The 23,048-nt window shown below is 26.3% G+C and carries 26 protein-coding genes; all 26 read left to right on the plus strand.

Annotated features, from left to right (window positions below; translation table 11 throughout):
* The first annotated feature begins 3 nt into the window (after positions 1-3).
* Entirely contained in the window at positions 4-927 is a 924-nt protein-coding gene (locus A0083_RS04530) for an ankyrin repeat domain-containing protein (protein ID WP_197552434.1), read from the plus strand.
* A 46-nt stretch (positions 928-973) separates the two neighbouring features.
* Positions 974-1,435 (plus strand): hypothetical protein, encoded by a 462-nt coding sequence (locus A0083_RS04535; protein ID WP_232087545.1) that lies wholly within the window; start codon positions 974-976, stop codon positions 1,433-1,435.
* Positions 1,432-2,682 (plus strand): hypothetical protein, encoded by a 1,251-nt coding sequence (locus A0083_RS04540; RefSeq protein ID WP_197552436.1) that lies wholly within the window; start codon positions 1,432-1,434, stop codon positions 2,680-2,682. The genes A0083_RS04535 and A0083_RS04540 overlap by 4 nt, the downstream gene beginning before the upstream one ends.
* Positions 2,675-3,616, plus strand: coding sequence for a hypothetical protein (locus A0083_RS04545; RefSeq protein ID WP_197552438.1), 942 nt, complete (start codon positions 2,675-2,677; stop codon positions 3,614-3,616). Before A0083_RS04540 ends, A0083_RS04545 begins: the two co-directional genes overlap by 8 nt.
* A complete protein-coding gene (locus A0083_RS04550) occupies positions 3,616-4,002 on the plus strand; it encodes a hypothetical protein (RefSeq protein ID WP_039626251.1) in 387 nt (128 codons plus the stop codon). The genes A0083_RS04545 and A0083_RS04550 overlap by 1 nt, the downstream gene beginning before the upstream one ends.
* Before the next feature lie 56 nt (positions 4,003-4,058).
* Entirely contained in the window at positions 4,059-4,190 is a 132-nt protein-coding gene (locus A0083_RS08200; RefSeq protein WP_269474272.1) for a hypothetical protein, read from the plus strand.
* Between the two features lie 53 nt (positions 4,191-4,243).
* The gene (locus A0083_RS08120) at positions 4,244-4,390 is read left to right on the plus strand and encodes a hypothetical protein (RefSeq protein WP_232087546.1); all 147 of its coding nucleotides are present in this window, start codon (positions 4,244-4,246) and stop codon (positions 4,388-4,390) included.
* Between the two features lie 133 nt (positions 4,391-4,523).
* The gene (locus A0083_RS08125; protein WP_232087547.1) at positions 4,524-4,799 is read left to right on the plus strand and encodes a hypothetical protein; all 276 of its coding nucleotides are present in this window, start codon (positions 4,524-4,526) and stop codon (positions 4,797-4,799) included.
* A 1-nt stretch (position 4,800) separates the two neighbouring features.
* Complete coding sequence (locus tag A0083_RS08130) at positions 4,801-4,983, plus strand: AHH domain-containing protein (protein ID WP_232087548.1); 183 nt, start codon at positions 4,801-4,803, stop codon at positions 4,981-4,983.
* Positions 4,983-5,549: an imm11 family protein gene (locus A0083_RS04565; RefSeq protein ID WP_197552440.1), complete on the plus strand. Its 567-nt coding sequence runs from the start codon at positions 4,983-4,985 to the stop codon at positions 5,547-5,549. The genes A0083_RS08130 and A0083_RS04565 overlap by 1 nt, the downstream gene beginning before the upstream one ends.
* A 121-nt stretch (positions 5,550-5,670) precedes the next feature.
* Positions 5,671-5,802, plus strand: coding sequence for a hypothetical protein (locus A0083_RS08205; RefSeq protein WP_269474272.1), 132 nt, complete (start codon positions 5,671-5,673; stop codon positions 5,800-5,802).
* A gap of 53 nt (positions 5,803-5,855) precedes the next feature.
* Positions 5,856-6,002 carry a hypothetical protein gene (locus A0083_RS08135; protein ID WP_232087546.1) on the plus strand — a complete coding sequence of 49 codons (147 nt, stop codon included), beginning with the start codon at positions 5,856-5,858 and terminating at the stop codon, positions 6,000-6,002.
* 133 nt (positions 6,003-6,135) lie between these two features.
* Positions 6,136-6,408: a hypothetical protein gene (locus A0083_RS04575; RefSeq protein ID WP_197552442.1), complete on the plus strand. Its 273-nt coding sequence runs from the start codon at positions 6,136-6,138 to the stop codon at positions 6,406-6,408.
* A gap of 55 nt (positions 6,409-6,463) precedes the next feature.
* On the plus strand, positions 6,464-6,847 hold the full coding sequence (locus A0083_RS04580) for a hypothetical protein (RefSeq protein ID WP_197552444.1): 384 nt from the start codon (positions 6,464-6,466) through the stop codon (positions 6,845-6,847).
* Positions 6,848-6,850: 3 nt separating this feature from the next.
* Positions 6,851-7,024 (plus strand): hypothetical protein, encoded by a 174-nt coding sequence (locus A0083_RS04585; protein ID WP_197552446.1) that lies wholly within the window; start codon positions 6,851-6,853, stop codon positions 7,022-7,024.
* Positions 6,996-7,502: a PoNe immunity protein domain-containing protein gene (locus A0083_RS04590; protein WP_197552448.1), complete on the plus strand. Its 507-nt coding sequence runs from the start codon at positions 6,996-6,998 to the stop codon at positions 7,500-7,502. Before A0083_RS04585 ends, A0083_RS04590 begins: the two co-directional genes overlap by 29 nt.
* Positions 7,503-7,543: 41 nt before the next feature.
* Positions 7,544-7,894 (plus strand): hypothetical protein, encoded by a 351-nt coding sequence (locus tag A0083_RS04595; protein ID WP_197552450.1) that lies wholly within the window; start codon positions 7,544-7,546, stop codon positions 7,892-7,894.
* Between the two features lie 32 nt (positions 7,895-7,926).
* Complete coding sequence (locus tag A0083_RS04600; protein ID WP_232087549.1) at positions 7,927-8,526, plus strand: hypothetical protein; 600 nt, start codon at positions 7,927-7,929, stop codon at positions 8,524-8,526.
* Positions 8,527-8,555: 29 nt separating this feature from the next.
* Complete coding sequence (locus A0083_RS04605; protein ID WP_197552454.1) at positions 8,556-10,889, plus strand: type VI secretion system Vgr family protein; 2,334 nt, start codon at positions 8,556-8,558, stop codon at positions 10,887-10,889.
* Positions 10,890-11,022: 133 nt separating this feature from the next.
* Entirely contained in the window at positions 11,023-11,862 is an 840-nt protein-coding gene (locus A0083_RS04610; protein WP_197552456.1) for a hypothetical protein, read from the plus strand.
* Positions 11,849-13,369 (plus strand): hypothetical protein, encoded by a 1,521-nt coding sequence (locus A0083_RS04615; RefSeq protein ID WP_197552458.1) that lies wholly within the window; start codon positions 11,849-11,851, stop codon positions 13,367-13,369. Before A0083_RS04610 ends, A0083_RS04615 begins: the two co-directional genes overlap by 14 nt.
* Positions 13,362-14,246, plus strand: a complete 885-nt coding sequence (locus tag A0083_RS04620) for a hypothetical protein (protein ID WP_197552460.1) — start codon at positions 13,362-13,364, stop codon at positions 14,244-14,246. Before A0083_RS04615 ends, A0083_RS04620 begins: the two co-directional genes overlap by 8 nt.
* The gene (locus A0083_RS04625) at positions 14,227-16,650 is read left to right on the plus strand and encodes a hypothetical protein (RefSeq protein WP_197552462.1); all 2,424 of its coding nucleotides are present in this window, start codon (positions 14,227-14,229) and stop codon (positions 16,648-16,650) included. The genes A0083_RS04620 and A0083_RS04625 overlap by 20 nt, the downstream gene beginning before the upstream one ends.
* Positions 16,651-16,725: 75 nt before the next feature.
* Positions 16,726-17,556, plus strand: coding sequence for a hypothetical protein (locus A0083_RS04630; RefSeq protein ID WP_197552464.1), 831 nt, complete (start codon positions 16,726-16,728; stop codon positions 17,554-17,556).
* Entirely contained in the window at positions 17,543-21,808 is a 4,266-nt protein-coding gene (locus tag A0083_RS08140) for a hypothetical protein (protein WP_232087550.1), read from the plus strand. Before A0083_RS04630 ends, A0083_RS08140 begins: the two co-directional genes overlap by 14 nt.
* Entirely contained in the window at positions 21,805-23,046 is a 1,242-nt protein-coding gene (locus A0083_RS04640; protein ID WP_197552466.1) for a hypothetical protein, read from the plus strand. Before A0083_RS08140 ends, A0083_RS04640 begins: the two co-directional genes overlap by 4 nt.
* The last annotated feature ends 2 nt before the right edge of the window (positions 23,047-23,048 follow it).

Raw genomic sequence — 23,048 nt, forward strand, 5'->3', positions numbered from 1 at the left:
CAAATGAAAACATTAGAAGATATCAAAGCTATGAGTTTTGAAAAAAAAATGCAAATTCAAAAACAATTATTTGATTTTATTAGTAATAATGACTTAGAAAATGTTAAAAATCTTTTAAAAGATTATCCCATAAAAGAAAGCTTTTATGAGACGCATTTTAAAAAACAAAACAGCAAGGATGAATTATCTTTGTTTGATCCTTGCACAACTATAGTAAGAGCTGCATTTACTTGTGGAAATTATGATAATGATTTTTCTATTTTAGATTATTTATTTGATGAGTATGGTTTAAGTTTAAAAGATCCTAAATATAATCTTCGCTTTGTAGATATGAAATATATCAAAGAAGCTAATGAAAAATACATCTTAATGAAAGAAGTAGAAGGTGAGCCTAATATTTACAAAAATGCTCTAATCTACGCATATATACTCAATGCTAAAAACCCAAATTCTCAAATCATACAATATCTAGTCAATCGTGGAGCTAAATTTGAAGTGCATGAAGATGACTTTGGTAGGACTCCTATGCATTTTTGGGCTAGACGCAATAATTATGAATTATTAGAGCTAGCTATTAAAGGAGGAGCTAATGTAGATACACAAACCCGACTTATTCAAGAGAGTGAATACAATGAAACCCTTTTATTTGAAGCTGTAAAAGAACCTGAAACTTATAGGGTTACAAAGCTTTTAATCGAACTAGGAGCTAATGTAAATTTTGCTACCCCAACCACCCCTTTAGATATCGCAAGAGGATCTAGAAATAAAAAGCTTTTAAAAGATGCAGGAGCAATGACTTCAGCTCAACTTGATAAAAAATACAATATATATTGGGATAGTAAAGAGTGTGAAAAAGATAAAAGCTATATGGAGAAATATTGTAAACTTTTAAACGATGCCATAAAAAAGGCTAAAGAAAGTGAATAAAGGAATAGAAATTAACTTTAGCTAAAATAAATCATAAGGAGAGATTATGGAAAATAAAATTTTATTAGATGAAGATACACAAGAAGTGTTTGATTACTATCTTAAAAATGATAGTTATTTAAAAGGTGCTTTAGATGGTCTAAAAAAATACGAACAAAGAGCTTTTATAAGTTACATCTTAAGTTATGAATATAAAAATTTAGTAGAAAATAACAACTTAAAATTTGATAAAAAAGACAAGGTCATTTTACCGTCTAATCTAACCACTATTTTAAACTATGATAAAAAAAATTTTAATGGGATGATTCTTCGAAATTTTATAAATGATTTGGAATTTGAATTAGAACATATAGAAATGGAACTTTATGATGATCCTGCTGACTTTGAAGGAGGAGATTATTACAGTGAAGATAGCGAATGTGATGAGGATTATACAGTGGAGGATTGGGTAGAAGATCAAGTAGAAGATATAAAAGATTTTATTGATGCTTTGAGAGCTTTTAGATGAAACAAACATTAAGTGCCAATCAGGTTAGCTTTCATCTTTTATCTAAAAAAACTTTTAGTGATGAAAAATACCTTGACGCTTGGAGTTTAAAAGGCAATCGCCTTAATTTACAAGAATGGCTTAGCTTTAAAAAGGCTAATGAAAATAATTTCTATAATAAACATTTAGAAAACACCTTAAAAGCTATGCAAGAACTTAAAGCTTATTTTAGTGTTGATCAATTTGAAGGTATAAATCTACACAGTGATGATGAATGGTTAAATTTTTTACCTTCAAATTATGCTCAAATCTATAATAGATTATGTAGAGATAAAAGCAAGTATATTTTACACCGATACTATCAAAAAGATGATTTAAGTGAAATAGGAACTCTTAAAAACCACTCTCCTAATTTTCCTTTTTGGGATGAAAAAGGAGAAAATTTTTCTCAAAGCCAAATCAATACTTTTATAGAAAAAGATAATCTAGCGCCCTATTTTAACAAATACGATGTTTATTTTAACTCATCACTATGCCTTACTTTTAATCTTAATGATGAAAATTTAAATTATCTAGTAAAAAATTATGAAGATAGGCTTAATTATAGTTTTATCCCAAAAACCCAAGAACAACTTCAAAAAGAGTTAAATTTAAGCAAAGATGAAAAAATCATCTTAGAACTTGAAAATATTTTTTTAAGTCTTTGTAAAGGCATAAGTGCTGATTATGCCTTTGTGGATTTTTCTTATTTTTTTACAGGGTATGATTATATATTAAATTCTAAAAATAATACTTTAAAATCTTACCCTATTAGTTATGATGAGTTAATTTACAAAAGAAGCTTTAAAGAGCACATTGAAGAATATGCAAATAATTATTTTTTAAATTATTATTCTAAAGAACTTTTAAATGAACTTGAAAATCAAGACTTAAATGATAATAGAATAAATCATTATCTTAAAAACTATAATAAAATTCCAAAAAGTGCAGAAGAAGAAAACATACAAGGTGTGCTTTCTAAGCAAAAAAATGTAAATATCAACTTTGTAAATTTTATAGACTATAAAGACTATGTTTACAACAACAAAGAAGATTTTTGGAATTTCTCACTAGAAGAAAACTCTATACTTTGGCAAAAATTTCTAAGCAAGGATACTCTAAAACCTTTTCCTTTAAATTTTGATTGTTCTTTGGAAGAAAAACTTCTTTATGCTAAAGATGAACAATTAGAAAGCATACTTCAAACCCACAAGGCTTTTTATGGCTAAAAAAAGAAAAATAACTCTTCCTAGAATAGAAGCTATGAATATAAGTCCTGATACTTCTTGTATGCATCCTATATTAGAAGATAATACTTTATTATGCATACATGGAGGTAAGGTTAATTTAAAAGCAAAGAACGCTAAAAGAATAAAATCAGATAATGTTCCCATTATGCTTCATAATGAAATACAAGGAGCTAGTATAAGTGGATGTGTAAATCCACCTATAGCAGGAGGGCCTTGCACTAAAGTAGCTTTAGTATTTGCTCATACTTATTCAAATCATAAAGCAAATCATAAACATTCTGTTTTACAAATGGGTTTAATAGGAGTAAGCAACAAAGGTTATCCTATACTAGCTATACCTAAGAAAAATAAGATTAAATTTGCTCTAACTAAAATACAAGCTAATTCTCTTGCTAAGATTAAATGGGACAAGATAAAATGGAAAGGGATAGGAGGTAAATTAAAAGCAGCACAAAGAAGGAGAGGAGAAAAAAGTAAAGAGAAAGCAAAAATGCTTTTATATTTAGAAAATAAAAAAGGTGAGATAAGTGATAAAGAAGTTCATCTTTATAAGTATAATGGAATATGGCCTAAAGATACTCTAAAACCTAGAAGCTCTGATTATATTTGTGAAAATGGTAAGATTACTCTAAATATCAAACAAAGAGCCATAGAAATAAAAAATACTTTAAACAGGGGATATAATAGTGTTTCTATAGAAACAAAAGATAAATTTATCAGATATGATTTAGATGGTAAACCACATTATGAGAAGACATTAAAGAAACTAATTAATACACCTCATAAAGTAGAATATACTAAACATATAAACCCTCAAGATCCAACAAAATATAGAATGTCAAAGGGTATAGTAGAACCAATATCTCATAAAGATTTAGATATTGTAGAAAATTATTTAAAAAGGCAAAAATAATGAAATTTGAAAATTTAAAACATGGAAGTTTATTTAAAAGAGAATTTTATCTTAAAGATGTAAAAATAGATTTAAGAAATGACTTTTTTGTTTATTCTATCACAATGAATGAAAAAACTTTAGAAATATTTTTTAAATCAGAGAAAAAAGATATACAAGATTTGCAAATTATTTTTTATGATTATAAGTTGCTGCATTCAAAATCATATTGTAAAAATTTTAATCAATTAGAAGCTAATTTTATCGATTTGATAAGAAATAATTGGGATGATATAACAGGCTATATTGAAAAAGAAGAAGAGATGTTGATAAGTATATATTTTGAGAATGATTTAGAATATATTACTTTAACTTGTAAGTATTTTAATATAGATTTTATAGACTAAACAAAGGATAAACAATAACAAGAGAACAAGCAGAACTAATTATAGAAGAAGAAAAGTTGATTTATGTAACTTGGCATGATTATGATAATACAGCAGGAGAATATCATTTTACAACTTGGTTTAATCCTAACAATAACAAATACAAGGCTGCTTATATATTAGAAAAAGAAGAGATGTTGAATTTATAGATATTCTTTTGATAGTGAAAAAGAAGCCATTGATAAAATGTTACAGATGAATTATGAACAAAAAATATAATGGAAAAGATATTAAAGAATATCTAACAAAAGAAGTAGCACTAAGAATCATCAAAGAAGAAAATCTAGAAGTGATTTGGTATGATGAAGCACTTAAACCAATACAAGAATATTCCCATTATGCTTCATAATGAAATATAAAGAGCTAGTATAAGTGGATGTGTAAATCCACCTATAGCAGGAGGACCTTGCACTAAAGTAGCTTTAGTATTTGCTCATACTTATTCAAATCATAAAGTAAATTATAAACATTCTGTTTTACAAATGGGTTTAATAGGAGTAAGCAACAAAGGTTATCCTATACTAGCTATACCTAAGAAAAATAAGATTAAATTTGCTCTAACTAAAATACAAGCTAATTCTCTTGCTAAGATTAAATGGGACAAGATAAAATGGAAAGGGATAGGAGGTAAAAACAATCAATCAGTAATTCAAACCCATCATATTGCTACTGATAAGAATAAAAGATTTACTAAAGAATTTCAAAAAATAACAAAAAAAATATGGTTTGAAATTAGATGGAGATTGGAACAAAGTTAAAATGCCACATCGCGGAAGACATCCTAATGAATATCATGAATACATTCTTGAAAAAATGAGTAAAATTGATAAAATAGCAAGAGGAGATAAGAATAAATTCTTAAAAGAATTTGAAAAACTCAAAGAAGAAATAAAAAACAACCCTGCTTTACTTCATAAAGATTACTATAAGGAGAGAAAATAATGAGATATTATAAAATGATGTATAACTACAATCATAACGATGTGGATAATTGGCACTCTTGTGATCTTGTAGATATAAAAAATAACGATGAATATGCACTTTTAGAATCCAAACCTATTACAAATTGGCAAACACCTAGTTTTGAAATAGACAAAGATGGAGGAAACATACTAACTGATCTTATACACAATGACTGTGGTTGGCGTATAGTCTCTCCTAAATTTATAAATTTAATGCAAGATTTAATCAAAGATTGTGTTCAATATTTAGATGTAGAAATTAAAAATCAAGGAATAAATTATCGCGATTGTAAAATTTTACATGTAATAAAATCACTTGAAGCTTTGGATTATGAACATTCTGTATATACTTATATGGGTGATAATAATGAATATCTAAGTATCACCAAAGCTGTTTTAAAAAAATCAAAACTTGATGGAAGTCATATATTTAGAATTAAAGATGATGAAGTGCCTGTTTTTGTATCAGGTGAATTTAGAAAAATAATAAGAGAAAATAATTTGTTAGGTTTTAGTTTTAGTGAAGTTATGGTATATGAAAATTAACCATAAGAAAATATTGCAATTATAAACTATATAATTTATTAGGTTTTATCAAACAAATACCACAGCAAAGAACAAAAAAACGACAAGAGAACAAGCAGAACTAATTATAGAAGAAGAAAAGTTGATTTATGTAACTTGGCATGATTATGATAATACAGCAGGAGAATATCATTTTACAACTTGGTTTAATCCTAACAATAACAAATACAAGGCTGCTTATATATTAGAAAAAGAAGAGATGTTGAATTTATAGATATTCTTTTGATAGTGAAAAAGAAGCCATTGATAAAATGTTACAGATGAATTATGAACAAAAAATATAATGGAAAAGATATTAAAGAATATCTAACAAAAGAAGTAGCACTAAGAATCATCAAAGAAGAAAATCTAGAAGTGATTTGGTATGATGAAGCACTTAAACCAATACAAGAATATTCCCATTATGCTTCATAATGAAATATAAAGAGCTAGTATAAGTGGATGTGTAAATCCACCTATAGCAGGAGGACCTTGCACTAAAGTAGCTTTAGTATTTGCTCATACTTATTCAAATCATAAAGTAAATTATAAACATTCTGTTTTACAAATGGGTTTAATAGGAGTAAGCAACAAAGGTTATCCTATACTAGCTATACCTAAGAAAAATAAGATTAAATTTGCTCTAACTAAAATACAAGCTAATTCTCTTGCTAAGATTAAATGGGACAAGATAAAATGGAAAGGGATAGGAGGTAAATTAAAAGCAGCACAAAGAAGAAAACAAGTAAATAAACAACAAGCATTTTTAAAAGAAGTTCAAGCACAACAAAAAGAAGCTAAAAAAGTTTTAGCAAATATGGAAAAAAGATACAAAAATTAAATGGCGTTGATAAATTAAGCAATAAACAAAAAAAGGAAATTATGGCGAAGCTAAAATGCATTTGCATTATTTAAATCGAGGCTATAAAAGAATTAGCTTAAACAAAGCTCAAGGACTTGATGATAAAATTCATCAAGGAATTGATGGAATTTATTATAACCCCAATAAAAATCCAAAATATATCATCGCAGAAGCTAAGTTTGGAACAAGCAAGTTAAACAAAAAAACCAAACAGATGAGTGATAGTTGGATAACAGAAAAGGATAAAAATAGACTTGGTATTGTAGGGGAAAAACAAGCAAAGGAAATAAAAAAACTTCTTAAGGAAAATAGCAATGATGAAATCAGAAAAGATTTATTTCATGTTGATGAAAGAGGCAAAGAAACGATTCATTATTTAGATAAAGATGCAAATAAAATTAAAAAACCTAAAGGATAGAAAATGGTAAGAGATACTAAGAAAGATGAAGCGTATTTTACTGAACGTATATTAGAATGGGAAGAAGAAGTTAAAGAAGATGAAAAAAGACTCTTAGAACTTCCACTAGGAGATGAAAGAAGGGAAAATTATTTTTTTTCTATAACAGATGGAAAAAAAATGTATTGCTTTAGATAAATACTCTCGTGGTGATGATATAAACATAGTTAAAAAAGATTTAGAAGCATACATACTAGAAAAAGAAAAAAATCGTTTAGAAACGGGATTGGATATTGGCTATTACAGGGGAAATGCTATTGAACTTTGCGTTAGAGTATTATTGGATATGGATACTACTTGTTTGCTAGAATTAATAGAAGAAGATGAGAGAAAAAGAAGGGACATACTCAATAGAGATTGGTTTTTGCATTTTATAGGTTCTAAGGGTAAGAATTTAAATTTAGAACGCAAATGTGTTTGCAAAGAACATGAACTAATTAAAGAATTTATAGCCACACAAGATATTGAGTTTTTACATAAATATATGAAAAAACACACAAGGTTAAGATATCCTTTAGATACCTGGGATCTTGAAGGTGCTACAATTGTAAAACTAATGAATTTGGATAAAGAAGAATTTAAACAGTATAAATACTTTCCTTATGAATTAATATAAAAATTTTTGGTTATAATGCTATTTTAACACAAGGATATTTTATGGAAGACTTAGACTTTTTACAAAAACGTTGGGAAGAAGCTTATGAAGCTATGCCTAAACTTTATGAAATACCAAATGGAGCAATAATAAATTTTACCCTTAGTGAAGATACAGACACTATTTTATTTAAAGAACCTTGGGAAAATTTCAAACTAGACAATGAAGATGAGGAAGTAGAATGGAGGCTAAGTTTTTTCAGCATTAGCGAAGATAGACCTTTAGGATATTTAGGGTATAAAGAAGCTTTAGAAAAATTACAAGAATTTTCTTTGATACAATCAGAAGAAAGGGTTTTGATTAGAGCCATGAGTTTGGAAGAGCTTAAAAAATTAGGATTACACGAGCTATGACACTTCCTCAACCCATATTTTTAAATAAACTTATGCAATTTTTATCTAGTGAAAATTTAAATCTAAATAATTTTAAAAAAGACATAGAAAACATAATCCCTAAAAAAGACTTACAATTTTTACTAGATTTAAACACAAAAATCATGGGTATTGCTAAAATAATTATTCAAGATAAAAAAGAAATTAATATACTACTACCACAATCTGATAAAGAACATAAATTACAATATACACCTATAAAATTAGAAATCAAAAAAGATTTTAAAATTAAACTTGATAGCTTAGAAAATTGCGATAACAAGCAATTATTGGATATCATTAAACAAGAATATCCAAACAACACAGTCAAAGAGTTAACCATTAACCTATCAAAGGAAAAAATAAAAATACTTTTCATTATCAGCGAGGTGCCAAAATTTTTAAAATCCACATATAAAGAATGCGATTTTAAAGATTATGGCTTAATGAGTTATATTGAATTTGATAAAATTTTTAATCTCAAAGTCGATGATTTTAGATATTTTACGCTTATTACACCCTTTGGGGCAAAAAAAATACAATTGTATTGGATAAATGAATATGAAAATCTTCAAGAAACACTCAATTATGTTTCATTCCCAACACCCCAATAAACTCCTACACCAAAAACAAAGGTTTTTTAATGAATACAAACAACTCTTATCTTAACTTAAAAATTAACAAACTTGATTTTAAAATCACAAAAGCCATTATAAAAGAAAGCTTAGATCAGATCTTCTTATGTGAATGCGAAGGTTTTTATGAAAATATCCATGATGATATTTTTAGTGGTAATGATGAATTTGATCCTAGCATGCTTATTGATAAAGAAGCTTCACTTATAATCAACAATCCTTATGAAAACAAAAAATTAGATTTTTCAACCGATACTGACATGATATATAATGGCGTAATATCTTATGTTGAATACTTAGGCATTAATCAAAACAGTGCAAATAATATCGCAAAAGAAAACTTTAAACAATTAAATCATAAGCACTTTTTTAAGTTTAACCTACACTCTCCTTTAATTAGACTTGATTTTAATAAAGCAAATCGTATCTACACACATACAAATATAATAGAAGCGATCAAGCAAACTTTGGCTTATTATAACACCAAACTAAACAAAAACATTGATTTTTCTAATATTCATCATACATATGAAACTAAAGAATTGATTTCTCAATACAATGAAAGTGATTTAGAATTTATCACAAGATTAGCGCATAATCATGGTATTTATTTTTATGAGGATAAAGACAGTATCTATTTTTATGATTTTTATACTCATAAAGGTAAAATTAAAAATGTAACTTTTAACCCTAACATCAACAACCATCTTAATGAGGCTTGTATTTATGCACTCAATAAAGAAAAACAAATACAAACCAATGCTTTTACTCACTCTAGTAATAACTCCAAACAACCTTTAAGCTTATATTCCTTAAGCGCCAAAGAACAAAATGCTAATATACACTATAACGAGCATTCTTATGAAAGTGAATATTCTTTTACACAAGATATCAATCTAAAACAATCCCCTACTCTTAAAGAAAAAAGAAGCACTATGCTTAATAATATACTAAAAGCAAAAAGCAATATTTATCATCTTAGCTTAAATGAAAGTATTAAAATTAACATTCAAAAAGAAAACACTCAAGAGTATGCCATCATAGCCAAAGAACAAATTTTAATTGATGATGCTATTTTAGCCAATACTATCAATACTAATGATAATTTAAACATCAAAGACTTAAACCTAAGCAAATCTTACACAAATAACCTAACCCTACTTCCATCTTTTTTAACCTTTACACCTAGTTTTAAATTTAAACCAAAACCTCCAATTAATACCATAGGTATGGTGATAGGAGAAGATTCTAATATAGAAAACCAAAGAAACACCATATATACAGATGAATATGGAAGAGTAAAAGTAAGGATTAATCTTTATGCTAATCAAGAAGAATTAGACAATAAAGCAAATATCTATCATCATAGCCCATTCTTAAGAGTAGCTAGCCCTATAGCAAGCAATCATTCAGGTTTTTACCATACACCTAGAATTGGAGATGAAGTTATTATTTCATTTTTAGATGATGATATAGATAAACCTTTTATCAGTGGGAGTTTGTATAATGGGGTGAACGATCCTCTTGTTGCATTACCACATCATGATCACAAAACCTCCATTAGCTCTAAAACTATAGGAGTGTATGAACAAGGATACAACGAACTAACTTTGTCTAATATAAAAAATAAAGAGCAAATCTACTTAAAAGCAGAAAGAGACTACGATGAATTAGTTCAACATAACTTTACTCAAAAAATTCTAAACGACAAAGATTCTACAGTAGATGGCATTTATAACGAAAGAATTAAAAAAGTTCATACACAAACCATAGATTTAGCTAAAAATGTCAATATCGGAGCTGAATATCTAATCAATGTAGGTCTATCTAAAGATACCATAGTAGGTCTATCTAATACTTTAAATATAGGGGTAGATAACAAGCTAAGGATAGGTAAAAATTCGAGTGAATACATAGGAGAAAACAAAGACACTGAAATAGGCGCAAATAAAAACACCACTATACACAAAGATGAAACTAAAAATGTCAAAGGTAATAAAAAAGAGATTATTGAAGGTCATTATAATATAAGTACAAGCAACAAAATGCAAGTCTTAAGTGAAAAAGAAATGGATTATAAAAGTAAAGATAATATACTTTTTACAAGCAACGAATCCATAGGATTTGAAAGTGATAAAAACACGAGCATGGTAGCTGATAATATAACCACCTATGCACAAACAACCCACTATCTAAAAGCTGATAGTGAGGCAACTATACAAGTAGGAGAAACATTTATCAATGCCAAACCTAATTGCGTTGTCATTAAAGCAGGTGGAGTAGAAGTAGTGATAGATTCCAAGGGTCTTGTCGTTAAAGGTGGAGAAATTAAAGCAGAATAACAAATATGGTAGATTTTATATCTTGATTATGCTTAGGATATATCTTTACCATGCAAAATTAACACGCGAAATAAAACTTTAAATAAAATAGAAAAAGACATAAAAACTATTTTTAAAACATCAAGGAATATAAATGAAAAAACCTTTTTATAAACTTAAAAGATTTTATATACCCTGTATTATATTGATCATAATACTTGCTGTGCTTGCAAAATTACTTTATTCTCCTTTATATACGATTTATTGGGAGTCAAATCATCGCTTTGAAAAAGTACAAGAATTTAGAAATTTTGAAAAAATGACTTTAAATCCAAGTCCTAAAGATATGATTAAAATTATAGATGATTATCAGCCCAAACTAGAAGACTTTAAAGATTTAAATGCAAAAATGCAAAAGGCTATTTTTGATTTTAAGGTTGCTAAATTCTTTGGATTTGAGGATAGGTACTTTGAAGTTTCTCTTAAAAGCTACATTGGTCTTTTCATTTTTCTACATGGCAAAGAACATACTTATTTTAATTATCTTAATTTCATAAGTAATTTAAACTCAAATGAAAAACAAAAATACCTAAACTTAAGAGCCTCTACTAAAGATTTAGAAAAACAAATTTTTGAAGAAAAACTTAAATTTATAAAGCACTATGAAGAATTTTATGATTATTTAGATAGTATAGGCTATTTGGATAAGGGAGCTTGGTACAAGGGAATGGCAAATATATATAAAATTATAATATATTACTTTACCTACGATGTGCCAAAAAATCTTAAAAAATTTTACTCCCTAGAGGATAAAAAATTAGCGCTTGAAAAAATGAAGAAAAGCCATGAGGTGTTTAATAATTTAGATTTAAATTCAACTTCTGAGATTCCTAGCATAGCTAATGATGATTGGAAAAATGCTTTTAAAGATTTTTCTAATGCAAGTTATAATTGGATAAACAAAATCCAAAAGGCCTTAGATGAATGCAAATGAAATTAATACTAGTGTTCATAATGAAAACAATACCGCTATTAACATTAAAGAAAGTATAAAAGAAGCCCTAAGAGAAGGACAAGAGGTTATAGAAAGTGGTAGAGAAGGAATAGGAAAAGTAAATATCTCATTACAAATCAGTGATGGTGCTACCAACCTTTCCCCCAACTCTCCCACTAAAGAAACCCTACAACCTTATATTCAAAAAGTTCAAGTTATTACAGAGAAAGTGGATAACAAACTAAAAATTACTGAATATACCTTAGAGTATATTAACAATGGTGATATAACTAAAGTTTTAGTAAAACTAGGAGAAGAAGTTATACAAGATTTTGTTTTAAAAAAAGGCTTAGATATTTCTAAAGAAATAGCACTTATCTTGTCTAGAGGAAAAATTATTTTTGGTATAATTATTTTTGCTGGAGGAAGTGTTATATCTTACTATTTTTCTGAAAACATTAAAGAATTAACAAAAAAACTGCTAATAAACACTCAAGATTTGCTTAATAAAATCGGAGATAAAATTAAACCTCCTGTTGTATGCCCTAATAATTCTATAACACCTAATGGTCAATGTATTGATCATCCAAATGATTTTTTTCAAAAACTAATCAATCCTTTCTCCCTCTTCACTCCACGCCCCTACCCTAGCTATTCAAAACAATACAAACTTGCCCTAGCAAAGAAAAAAGAACTTATAACTAAAACAAGTATAGCTTCTACAACTTACAATTTTATAGATGAAGAATATTTAAAAAACATACAAGATTTAAAAGAACAAGAAAAAATCATTGAACAAGAAGAACAAAAATATCAATTTGATTTAAAACTTTATAAAGAAGATAATAAAATAAAAAATGAAATTTTTAATTCTTTATTTAAATCTTTAAATGAAAAGCTAAGCTTTCAATTAAAACAAGAAAGAAATACTTTTTTAAATTCCAATCAAGGCTTAAGTATTATTGCTAATAAACAATACCTACTAAAGACTTTAAACTTGCAAGATATCAACAACATCAACATCGATTCAAAACCCTATTTATTAAAAGCTTTATATTTTTGTGAAGATTGTGTTTTATATGATAAAGATAAGCAAGCTTTATTTGATGAAAACACAATAAAAGAATTAGAATTTAACTCTAGCTTTTATACTATCTTTATCTCTCATAAAAACAAACTAAATGATACTTATTTAAATGCAAGAAAAGAACTTTATAAAAGTATTGATGAATTTAAAAGACTTGGTTTTAAAGATTTAGAACATGCTTATCAAACTTATATGAGTTCTTTTACTATCAATGAAGAATTAAATAGCAAAGATAAAACAATCAATAAAAACGAAAATAAAGAAATAAATAAAAACTTAAATAAAGATAAAAATTCAAATCAAGAAAACAATACAAAACAAAGCAATACCATTATAGATGATATAAAAGAAGATTTTAAGATTGTATCTAATAATGCTATAATAAATAATACTAACTTTAAAGGTAAAAAAATTGCTTAAAACATCAAAAAGAATTTCTATTATAGTTTTTATTGTATTAGTTTTTATCATAATTGCTAGCAATGCTTATAACTTTATCCAAGAAGCTTTACAATTTAAAGAAGCTAATGAAAATAAAGCAAGAGAAAATCTTAGTGCTTTAATCAAATGGAGTGAAAACGAAGGTAAGGAAGAATTAGAATATGCTAAGAATTTAAGCAAAGAAAACTATAATCAAGAAAAAGTTACACAAATAATTATTAAAAATCTTAAGATGATACAAGCTAGTATTGAAGATGTAAGAATTTTAACCTCTTACTATCCTACAGAAGAAGATGTTGAGCTTATGAGACAAGCTGGGCATGTTACAACAAATTCAAATACCTATATTATATCCTATCTTTTATACAATGAAAGAAATATCACAAATCAAAAAACTTATTTTTTATTTGACAAGGAAAGATTTAAAGTTTTTGAAGATTTTTTATTTTTTCTAAATACTCGTTTAGAAGAGGATTTTTTACAAAAAGATATTCATAAGTTTGATAGCTTTGATGTAGTTAGAATTGGAATGTATATTAACACCCTAATTGGCTATAATAGTGGATTTACTAGTATGTATTTGAGTGAATTTTTACAAGATTATATTTGTGATTTAAATACCCCTAAAACTATGACAATTTTAAATGGTATGAGTCAAATTAACATTACTACTGACAAAGTTTTATTGTTTTTAAATAAAGAATTAAAAATACACACTGATAGTCATTTAAAAATACAATTAGAAAAAGCGATCTATAATTTTAAGAAACTCAAACTCGGTCAAAAACAAACTAATAAACTTAAATCCATACAAACCAAACTAAAAGAATGCACAAATGAACGAGATAGAACTTAACACTCAAAATAAAACCTTAAACGAAACAGAAAAAGAATTGCAAATTCTTTTAAAAGATGCAGGTGTGGATGAAATAGGAGAAAAACTACTTAAAGAGGTAGAAGATGTAAATAAAACGGAAAATTTTATGCATCAAAATGAAGTTCAAGCCATCACAGGTGCTACTGGATTTGCAGATAATACAATGGATACAATATCTAGCTTTTTCAAAGACCTCGAACCCTACCTACTCCCTTTTAAAATCATCATAAAAAGAGCAGATAATACCCTTAGTGGAATTGATGCTTTGATAGAATATCAAAAAACAAAAGATGGTTTAAAAGTTTCTGTAAAAATTGGTTCTGAAATTATTGCTTCACAAATTTTTACAATAGGAATACCGATAATAAGAACAGCAGCCATTACAACTTATAGTGCGATAGCAATTGCAAGCGGCACCTTGTTAGGTGTTTTAGCAGCCATTAGTATTGTTGGCACTGGTATGATAATTCTTTGGTGGATTAATTCTAAAATAGAAGATTGGTTAAAAGATAATGGTATTTCTTTTATTGATTTTATAAGAGAATATGAAACTCATTTAAGTTCTGAAGAAAAATATTATCATAACTTAGCACATTGTCATCAAACACAAATTAAGAATATGCAAAGAATTCAATTATATTATAATGGTAAGATTTCAAAAGATTTAAAAAATTATTACTATCCTTTTTATGATGTTAAAAAAACTCCATCTTTACTTAATGAAAAAAGTTTACTCAAAAGCATATCAAAAGATTATAAAGCATTAAGATTAAAAGATACAATAGATAATATCCACATTAACTCAGAATTTTATCTATTAAAAGCTTTATATTTTTGTGAAAGTTTTACAAGTTTTAATCAAAACAATCAAGCCTTATTTAACGAAGAAAAATTTCCTTATCGTTCTAGCTTTTATACTATATTCTTATTGCACAAAGATAAAATCACAAATACTTACTTAAATGCAAGAAAAGAACTTTATAAAAGCGTTATAGAATTTAATTATTCTCAAAATAAAACCTTACTTGAGAATTTAGAGAAAAACGACACCAAAGAAGATTCTAAGCTATTACGCTTTTATAATCTTTCTTTTAGCCACTTCATCTTAGAAAATAAAGATAAAAATAAAAAGCTTATATTTTTTGACAATGCTTCATCTATGTCAAATCTTTTACATCTTTATGAGAACAATTGTGATATATTTGTTAAAGATGAGTCATTAATCGATATAGCTTTATTAGAACAAAACTATAATCTAGATTTTAATAAACTAAAAACAAGAGTATTTTTTTATGAAAAACTTCTTTTAGGCGCAAAGGAAGATGAAATTTTTTCTTTCAATGATGAAAAAATAAATTATTATCTTAAATATGATGAGAATAATTTATATGCTTTAAAAGATTTAAACATTACTTATGATTATTATCATTGTAAGATTAAAAACTATGTTTTAGCTAAAAATAGTTTAAATATAAAATTAGAACCTAAAAAGATAAGCAAGCACTATGCTTATGATGATTTAAACCATCAAGATCTAAATTTAACCCACAATAACACTAGCATTACAAACAACACTGCTACTTCAAATTACATCAGCCTCATTATACAAGATGAACATGGCAAGGCTATTGATAATGCTAGTATTAGTATAAAAGGGTATGATCATGAAAAACTAATCAAGCAAAGCGTATTGAGATTAAAAACTAATAAAGAAGGTAAGATAAGATTTGATAGAGAAAAAGACTTTAGTAATTGTTATAGTTTTAAAGTTAGACTAGAAGATAACAAAGCTTATTTAGCCAAACCCTTACAAGATAGCAAAAGAATATTTAATAATTATATCAATCATAAAATAGGACTTATACTTAGGTTTAAAAATAAAGATTATTTTAAATATGATGGTTTTTATTTATATCATTTTAAAGGAAAAGATTTAATAGCTTCTTATATGGCAAGAAGTGGAGTAGCTAAAGCTGATAATTTAAAACCATCAAATAAACAAATTGCTTTTAGTTTTTATCAAGATATAAAAGATAAAACTACCAAGAAAAAAGCATATTTTTATTATGATGATGAAAGTATTAAAGATAAATTTGGAAGCTTACCTGAAGGAAAGTATTATTTTAAAATCAATGAGATTCATTACAACAAACAACCTGATTTTTTAAAAGATTATCCTTTTAGCATAGGTAAGACTTGGGGAAAGTATTGTGTTAGATTATACACAGATAAAGAATGCTCTAAAAGTTTTAAAGAAATAGAAATTTCAAATCCAAATGATGAAAAAGGAAAAAGCAAGAATAAAGAAAGTATGAGTAAGGGGGATTTGTACAACAATGCTATAATAAACAATACTAACCTTAAAGGTAAAAAAAATGCTTAAAATATTAAAAAACTTTCATTGTAATTTTTACAAAAAATATATAAAAAACTATTTTTAAAACACCAAGGAATATAAATGAAAAAACCTTTTTATAAACTTAAAAGATTTTATATACTCTGTATTATATTGATCATAATACTTGCTGTGCTTGCAAAATTACTTTATTCTCCTTTATATACGATTTATTGGGGAATGTATCATTTTCCTAAAAAAGAACAAGAATTTAGAATTTTTGAAAAAATGACTTTAAATCCAAGTCCTAAAGATATGATTAAAATTGTAGATGATTATCAGCCTAAACTAGAAGACTTTAAAGATTTAAATGCAAAAATGCAAAAGGCTATTTTTGATTTTAAGGTTGCTAAATTTTTTGGATTTGAGGATAGGTACTTTGAAGTTTCTCTTAAAAGCTACATTGGTCTTTTCATTTTTCTACATGGCAAAGAACATACTTATTTTAATTATCTTAATTTCATAAGTAATTTAAACTCAAATGAAAAACAAAAATACCTAAACTTAAGAGCCTCTACTAAAGATTTAGAAAAACAAATTTTTGAAGAAAAACTTAAATTTATAAAGCACTATGAAGAATTTTATGATTATTTAGATAGTATAGGCTATTTGGATAAGGGTTCTTGGTATAAAGCTATGGCAATCTATCCAAAAATAACAATTCGAGGTCTTCTTTTATTTCATAACAATCAATTGTGTTCTTCTAAGGATACAAATTTTATATTTCAAAACATGAAAGAAAACTATAATATATTTAATAATTTAGATCCGAATAGCTCAAAACTTCTCGATAGGACACTCGGAAAAGAATGGAAAGATTACCGCAAAAATGTATCAATCTTTATAGAAGATACAATAAACAAAATCCAAAAGGCCTTAGATGAATGCAAATGAAATTAATACTAGTGTTCATAATGAAAACAATACCACTATTAACATTAAAGAAAGTATAAAAGAAGCTCTAAGAGAAGGACAAGAGGTTATAGAAAGTGGTAGAGAAGGAATAGGAAAAGCAAGTAATACTTTCGATTTTTTTAGTGGTGGCTTCAACCTTTCCCCCAACTCTCCCACTAAAGAAACCCTACAACCTTATATTCAAAAAGTTCAAGTTATTACAGAGAAAGTGGATAACAAACTAAAAATTACTGAATATACCTTAGAGTATATTAACAATGGTGATATAACTAAAGTTTTAGTAAAACTAGGAGAAGAAGTTATACAAGATTTTGTTTTAAAAAAAGGCTTAGATATTTCTAAAGAAATAGCACTTATCTTGTCTAGAGGAAAAATTATTTTTGGTATAATTATTTTTGCTGGAGGAAGTGTTATATCTTACTATTTTTCTGAAAACATTAAAGAATTAACAAAAAAACTGCTAATAAACACTCAAGATTTGCTTAATAAAATCGGAGATAAAATTAAACCTCCTGTTGTATGCCCTAATAATTCTATAACACCTAATGGTCAATGTATTGATCATCCAAATGATTTTTTTCAAAAACTAATCAATCCTTTCTCCCTCTTCACTCCACGCCCCTACCCTAGCTATTCAAAACAATACAAACTTGCCCTAGCAAAGAAAAAAGAACTTATAACTAAAACAAGTATAGCTTCTACAACTTACAATTTTATAGATGAAGAATATTTAAAAAACATACAAGATTTAAAAGAACAAGAAAAAATCATTGAACAAGAAGAACAAAAATATCAATTTGATTTAAAACTTTATAAAGAAGATAATAAAATAAAAAATGAAATTTTTAATTCTTTATTTAAATCTTTAAATGAAAAGCTAAGCTTTCAATTAAAACAAGAAAGAAATACTTTTTTAAATTCCAATCAAGGCTTAAGTATTATTGCTAATAAACAATACCTACTAAAGACTTTAAACTTGCAAGATATCAACAACATCAACATCGATTCAAAACCCTATTTATTAAAAGCTTTATATTTTTGTGAAGATTGTGTTTTATATGATAAAGATAAGCAAGCTTTATTTGATGAAAACACAATAAAAGAATTAGAATTTAACTCTAGCTTTTATACTATCTTTATCTCTCATAAAAACAAACTAAATGATACTTATTTAAATGCAAGAAAAGAACTTTATAAAAGTATTGATGAATTTAAAAGACTTGGTTTTAAAGATTTAGAACATGCTTATCAAACTTATATGAGTTCTTTTACTATCAATGAAGAATTAAATAGCAAAGATAAAACAATCAATAAAAACGAAAATAAAGAAATAAATAAAAACTTAAATAAAGATAAAAATTCAAATCAAGAAAACAATACAAAAGAAAATACAGACACTATAATAAAAAATACAAATTTTAACAATGAAACTTCTTTAAAAACAAAACAAAGCAATACCATTATAGATGATACAAAAGAAGATTTTAAGATTGTATCTTATCACCTTAAAAACCTAAGCCACTTCATCTTAGAAAATAAAGATAAAAATAAAAAGCTTATATTTTTTGACAATGCTTCATCTATGTCAAATCTTTTACATCTTTATGAGAACAATTGTGATATATTTGTTAAAGATGAGTCATTAATCGATATAGCTTTATTAGAACAAAACTATAATCTAGATTTTAATAAACTAAAAACAAGAGTATTTTTTTATGAAAAACTTCTTTTAGGCGCAAAGGAAGATGAAATTTTTTCTTTCAATGATGAAAAAATAAATTATTATCTTAAATATGATGAGAATAATTTATATGCTTTAAAAGATTTAAACATTACTTATGATTATTATCATTGTAAGATTAAAAACTATGTTTTAGCTAAAAATAGTTTAAATATAAAATTAGAACCTAAAAAGATAAGCAAGCACTATGCTTATGATGATTTAAACCATCAAGATCTAAATTTAACCCACAATAACACTAGCATTACAAACAACACTGCTACTTCAAATTACATCAGCCTCATTATACAAGATGAACATGGCAAGGCTATTGATAATGCTAGTATTAGTATAAAAGGGTATGATCATGAAAAACTAATCAAGCAAAGCGTATTGAGATTAAAAACTAATAAAGAAGGTAAGATAAGATTTGATAGAGAAAAAGACTTTAGTAATTGTTATAGTTTTAAAGTTAGACTAGAAGATAACAAAGCTTATTTAGCCAAACCCTTACAAGATAGCAAAAGAATATTTAATAATTATATCAATCATAAAATAGGACTTATACTTAGGTTTAAAAATAAAGATTATTTTAAATATGATGGTTTTTATTTATATCATTTTAAAGGAAAAGATTTAATAGCTTCTTATATGGCAAGAAGTGGAGTAGCTAAAGCTGATAATTTAAAACCATCAAATAAACAAATTGCTTTTAGTTTTTATCAAGATATAAAAGATAAAACTACCAAGAAAAAAGCATATTTTTATTATGATGATGAAAGTATTAAAGATAAATTTGGAAGCTTACCTGAAGGAAAGTATTATTTTAAAATCAATGAGATTCATTACAACAAACAACCTGATTTTTTAAAAGATTATCCTTTTAGCATAGGTAAGACTTGGGGAAAGTATTGTGTTAGATTATACACAGATAAAGAATGCTCTAAAAGTTTTAAAGAAATAGAAATTTCAAATCCAAATGATGAAAAAGGAAAAAGCAAGAATAAAGAAAGTATGAGTAAGGGGGATTTGTATCTTTATAACATTAATGAAAAGGGAGAATTTGGTAGCAATGGCAGTATAGGAATACTTAATGGGGTATTGTTTGAAAACTTACTAAAGCATTTAGGTTATGTTGTAAATGAAGAGGAGTTGCTTTGCGAATTAGAAGTTAAATACCCCCCAAAACCAAATAATAAAATTGTATTTGCAAGTGATAATATAAATCCAAATACTCCATTCGCACCAGGGACTTATATAAGCTTACAACTAGAAAAAGAAAGCGATGAAAAGCTAAAATGGGCTTTTGTGGAATGCGAAAGCAAAGAAAAATTAAATTTATTATTGCATGATTGCAACGGCTATGTTGATGAAAAAAACCTTAAAGTGTTATTTGAAAACGATGATTTAATTTATAATGAAAACTACGAAGATAATGTTTTATCTTTTTGCTTACCTATAAATAGAAGCAATGAACCTAAAGAAGATATGCAAGATTATAAATACTATATAGTTGTATTTGCTTATAGTAGTGAAAAAACTATACCTAATTTAGAAGATCATTATATCATTATAGATATGAGCTTTAGAGTAGGAGTTGGAGATGATGATAGTGTAAGAGAGGGGGTATTGAGAGAAAGTATTAAGAATGCAAACGAAAACAATTCAACAAAAGACATTATTTATACAAACTGCATTTTTAGCGTATCAAAAGCTATAGAGTTTTTAATAGCCTGCAATAGATTAAAAAAAAATAATAAAATAGATAACAATATTTTTTTTAAAACTTACCCTCAACTTGCCGGAAAAATCGCTTATATTTATTATAGGTTTGATTTGGCAAATGAAAAATTTATAAAAAGCGTAAAAGATGGAGATGAATACTTAAAAGAAAGAGAGAAATTTTATATAACTGCTTCAGAAATTTACAATCAAAATCCTATTTATAGACTTACCTTTGAAAAAAACATCCAAAATGAAGATGTTGATATAGAAATTATAAAAGATTTTTTAAAAAACTTTGCCAAAAGATTAAATATAAACGAAAAAGATCTACCTATAATTACAAATAATCCTAATAAAGGAAATTCTGGAGATTATGATTTTACAACTAATATTTTGAGTTTAAACACAAGAGCACATTATATTGATTTCATTGATACTATCATACATGAATTTAGACATTTTTATATTTGTCGCATAAACATCAACCCCAATAATAGCTTAGAAAGGTTGCTTTTTTTAAATACAATGGAATTATATATACAATGGAATCATTATAATATTTTTAATGCTTATAATAAAAAATGTTTGCCTTTTGATAGTGCTGAACATGGAACACATAAATGTTTTATAAATAAAACTTACTATGAAAGCAGAAAAAAAATTGTAATTGCAAAAGGCAAAAAAAAGGATCTAACAGCTTCTCCTTTGTATTTTATACAACCGTGTGAAAGGGATACTAAGATCATTGCTGGAAAATTTAGAGAAAAAATAGGGATAATACAATGAATAACAACATAGGGCCATTACCAAATAAAAAAAAATATAAACATTTTTTACAAACCAAAAAAAATTCACAAGCACTTTATCTAGGTATAAATACCAATATAAAATGTTTTAACAATATATGTCCTAGTGAAAAACAAGATTGGGTTATTGAATACTTGTTGGATAATAAACTTGATGAATTTTACAATCCCAAATTTGGTATTTATTTAGGTAAAATCATTTTTAACAAAAAAGGCAACAAACTTATCCCAGAATACATACCTACAAGTATTGAAAATTTAGAAGAAGAAATTATAAAAATCAAAAATCCTCTATGGATAGCTGAAAAAAATGGTGACTATGTCGAACCCAAAATCACCTCTACAACAGAAGGACAAAGCTACCGCATAACAAGCCCAAAAAACCTAGAATATCAATGTAAAATAGAAAAAGATACAACTGTACTAAATCAAGAACAAATCTTATCTTATGTAAGTGAAATTCATAGCGAAAATGTAAAAATAATTCAAGATTATATAGAACAAATTTATAAAGATAATGGTATAAAACCTTACGCATTTGATGATGAACTTTATGAAGAATTAGGTAACCTAGGAATAATTACCCAAAGACAAGTAGAAGGTTTTAAAAACGATCGCTTAATTAAGAAAAATTCCTTATTGCTTGTTATGTTGGATTATTTAGCTAGACAAGATAGAAAAAGCAAAGATTATTTGATTACTTTTGATGATGAGTATTTTTATGATTATTTTGTTTTTAGCTTAGGCGGGTTTATATTGAAACTTTCACAGGGTATGCTTCAAAATGAAATCAATTCTCTTTTTAATCCTGCGGCTTATATAGATGATACAAAAATACATTACAATAAATTAAATGATGAATTAAGCAAAAAATACGAAAAAGAAATATTTGACATGGGATTTGAAAAACGAGGTAATTATTTTGTGGATTATTTTGATTATAGTTTTAATTACAATGGGTTTTTTGAGATTAATAAATACAACGGATCATATTATGATGAGCTAAATTTGGCTTCTAGTTTGGATTCACCCAATATTATTTGCTATGATAAAAGCTCCATAAAAAAATGCATACTAAGCCCCTCTACCCTAGGCAAATACTATTTTCAAATAAGTAGATACCACGAAGAAGTTTTCTTTGAACTTTTAAGACCATATTATCCTAATATGAAAAACCTTCCCAAAGGATGGAATAAAGAAATGATCGAAAAAATATAATC

This window comes from Campylobacter sp. 2014D-0216 (genome assembly GCF_014931215.1).
Classification (GTDB): Bacteria; Campylobacterota; Campylobacteria; order Campylobacterales; family Campylobacteraceae; genus Campylobacter_D.

Excerpts from the sequence above, each read along its gene's own strand:
- A0083_RS04530 (WP_197552434.1), top strand. The coding sequence starts at position 4 with ATGAAAACATTAGAAGATATCAAAGCTATGAGTTTTGAAAAAAAAATG.
- A0083_RS04535 (WP_232087545.1), top strand. The coding sequence starts at position 974 with ATGGAAAATAAAATTTTATTAGATGAAGATACACAAGAAGTGTTTGAT.
- A0083_RS04540 (WP_197552436.1), top strand. The coding sequence starts at position 1,432 with ATGAAACAAACATTAAGTGCCAATCAGGTTAGCTTTCATCTTTTATCT.
- A0083_RS04545 (WP_197552438.1), top strand. The coding sequence starts at position 2,675 with ATGGCTAAAAAAAGAAAAATAACTCTTCCTAGAATAGAAGCTATGAAT.
- A0083_RS04550 (WP_039626251.1), top strand. The coding sequence starts at position 3,616 with ATGAAATTTGAAAATTTAAAACATGGAAGTTTATTTAAAAGAGAATTT.
- A0083_RS08120 (WP_232087546.1), top strand. The coding sequence starts at position 4,244 with ATGAACAAAAAATATAATGGAAAAGATATTAAAGAATATCTAACAAAA.
- A0083_RS08125 (WP_232087547.1), top strand. The coding sequence starts at position 4,524 with ATGGGTTTAATAGGAGTAAGCAACAAAGGTTATCCTATACTAGCTATA.
- A0083_RS08130 (WP_232087548.1), top strand. The coding sequence starts at position 4,801 with ATGCCACATCGCGGAAGACATCCTAATGAATATCATGAATACATTCTT.
- A0083_RS04565 (WP_197552440.1), top strand. The coding sequence starts at position 4,983 with ATGAGATATTATAAAATGATGTATAACTACAATCATAACGATGTGGAT.
- A0083_RS08135 (WP_232087546.1), top strand. The coding sequence starts at position 5,856 with ATGAACAAAAAATATAATGGAAAAGATATTAAAGAATATCTAACAAAA.
- A0083_RS04575 (WP_197552442.1), top strand. The coding sequence starts at position 6,136 with ATGGGTTTAATAGGAGTAAGCAACAAAGGTTATCCTATACTAGCTATA.
- A0083_RS04580 (WP_197552444.1), top strand. The coding sequence starts at position 6,464 with ATGCATTTGCATTATTTAAATCGAGGCTATAAAAGAATTAGCTTAAAC.
- A0083_RS04585 (WP_197552446.1), top strand. The coding sequence starts at position 6,851 with ATGGTAAGAGATACTAAGAAAGATGAAGCGTATTTTACTGAACGTATA.
- A0083_RS04590 (WP_197552448.1), top strand. The coding sequence starts at position 6,996 with ATGGAAAAAAAATGTATTGCTTTAGATAAATACTCTCGTGGTGATGAT.
- A0083_RS04595 (WP_197552450.1), top strand. The coding sequence starts at position 7,544 with ATGGAAGACTTAGACTTTTTACAAAAACGTTGGGAAGAAGCTTATGAA.
- A0083_RS04600 (WP_232087549.1), top strand. The coding sequence starts at position 7,927 with ATGCAATTTTTATCTAGTGAAAATTTAAATCTAAATAATTTTAAAAAA.
- A0083_RS04605 (WP_197552454.1), top strand. The coding sequence starts at position 8,556 with ATGAATACAAACAACTCTTATCTTAACTTAAAAATTAACAAACTTGAT.
- A0083_RS04610 (WP_197552456.1), top strand. The coding sequence starts at position 11,023 with ATGAAAAAACCTTTTTATAAACTTAAAAGATTTTATATACCCTGTATT.
- A0083_RS04615 (WP_197552458.1), top strand. The coding sequence starts at position 11,849 with ATGAATGCAAATGAAATTAATACTAGTGTTCATAATGAAAACAATACC.
- A0083_RS04625 (WP_197552462.1), top strand. The coding sequence starts at position 14,227 with ATGAACGAGATAGAACTTAACACTCAAAATAAAACCTTAAACGAAACA.
- A0083_RS04630 (WP_197552464.1), top strand. The coding sequence starts at position 16,726 with ATGAAAAAACCTTTTTATAAACTTAAAAGATTTTATATACTCTGTATT.
- A0083_RS08140 (WP_232087550.1), top strand. The coding sequence starts at position 17,543 with ATGAATGCAAATGAAATTAATACTAGTGTTCATAATGAAAACAATACC.
- A0083_RS04640 (WP_197552466.1), top strand. The coding sequence starts at position 21,805 with ATGAATAACAACATAGGGCCATTACCAAATAAAAAAAAATATAAACAT.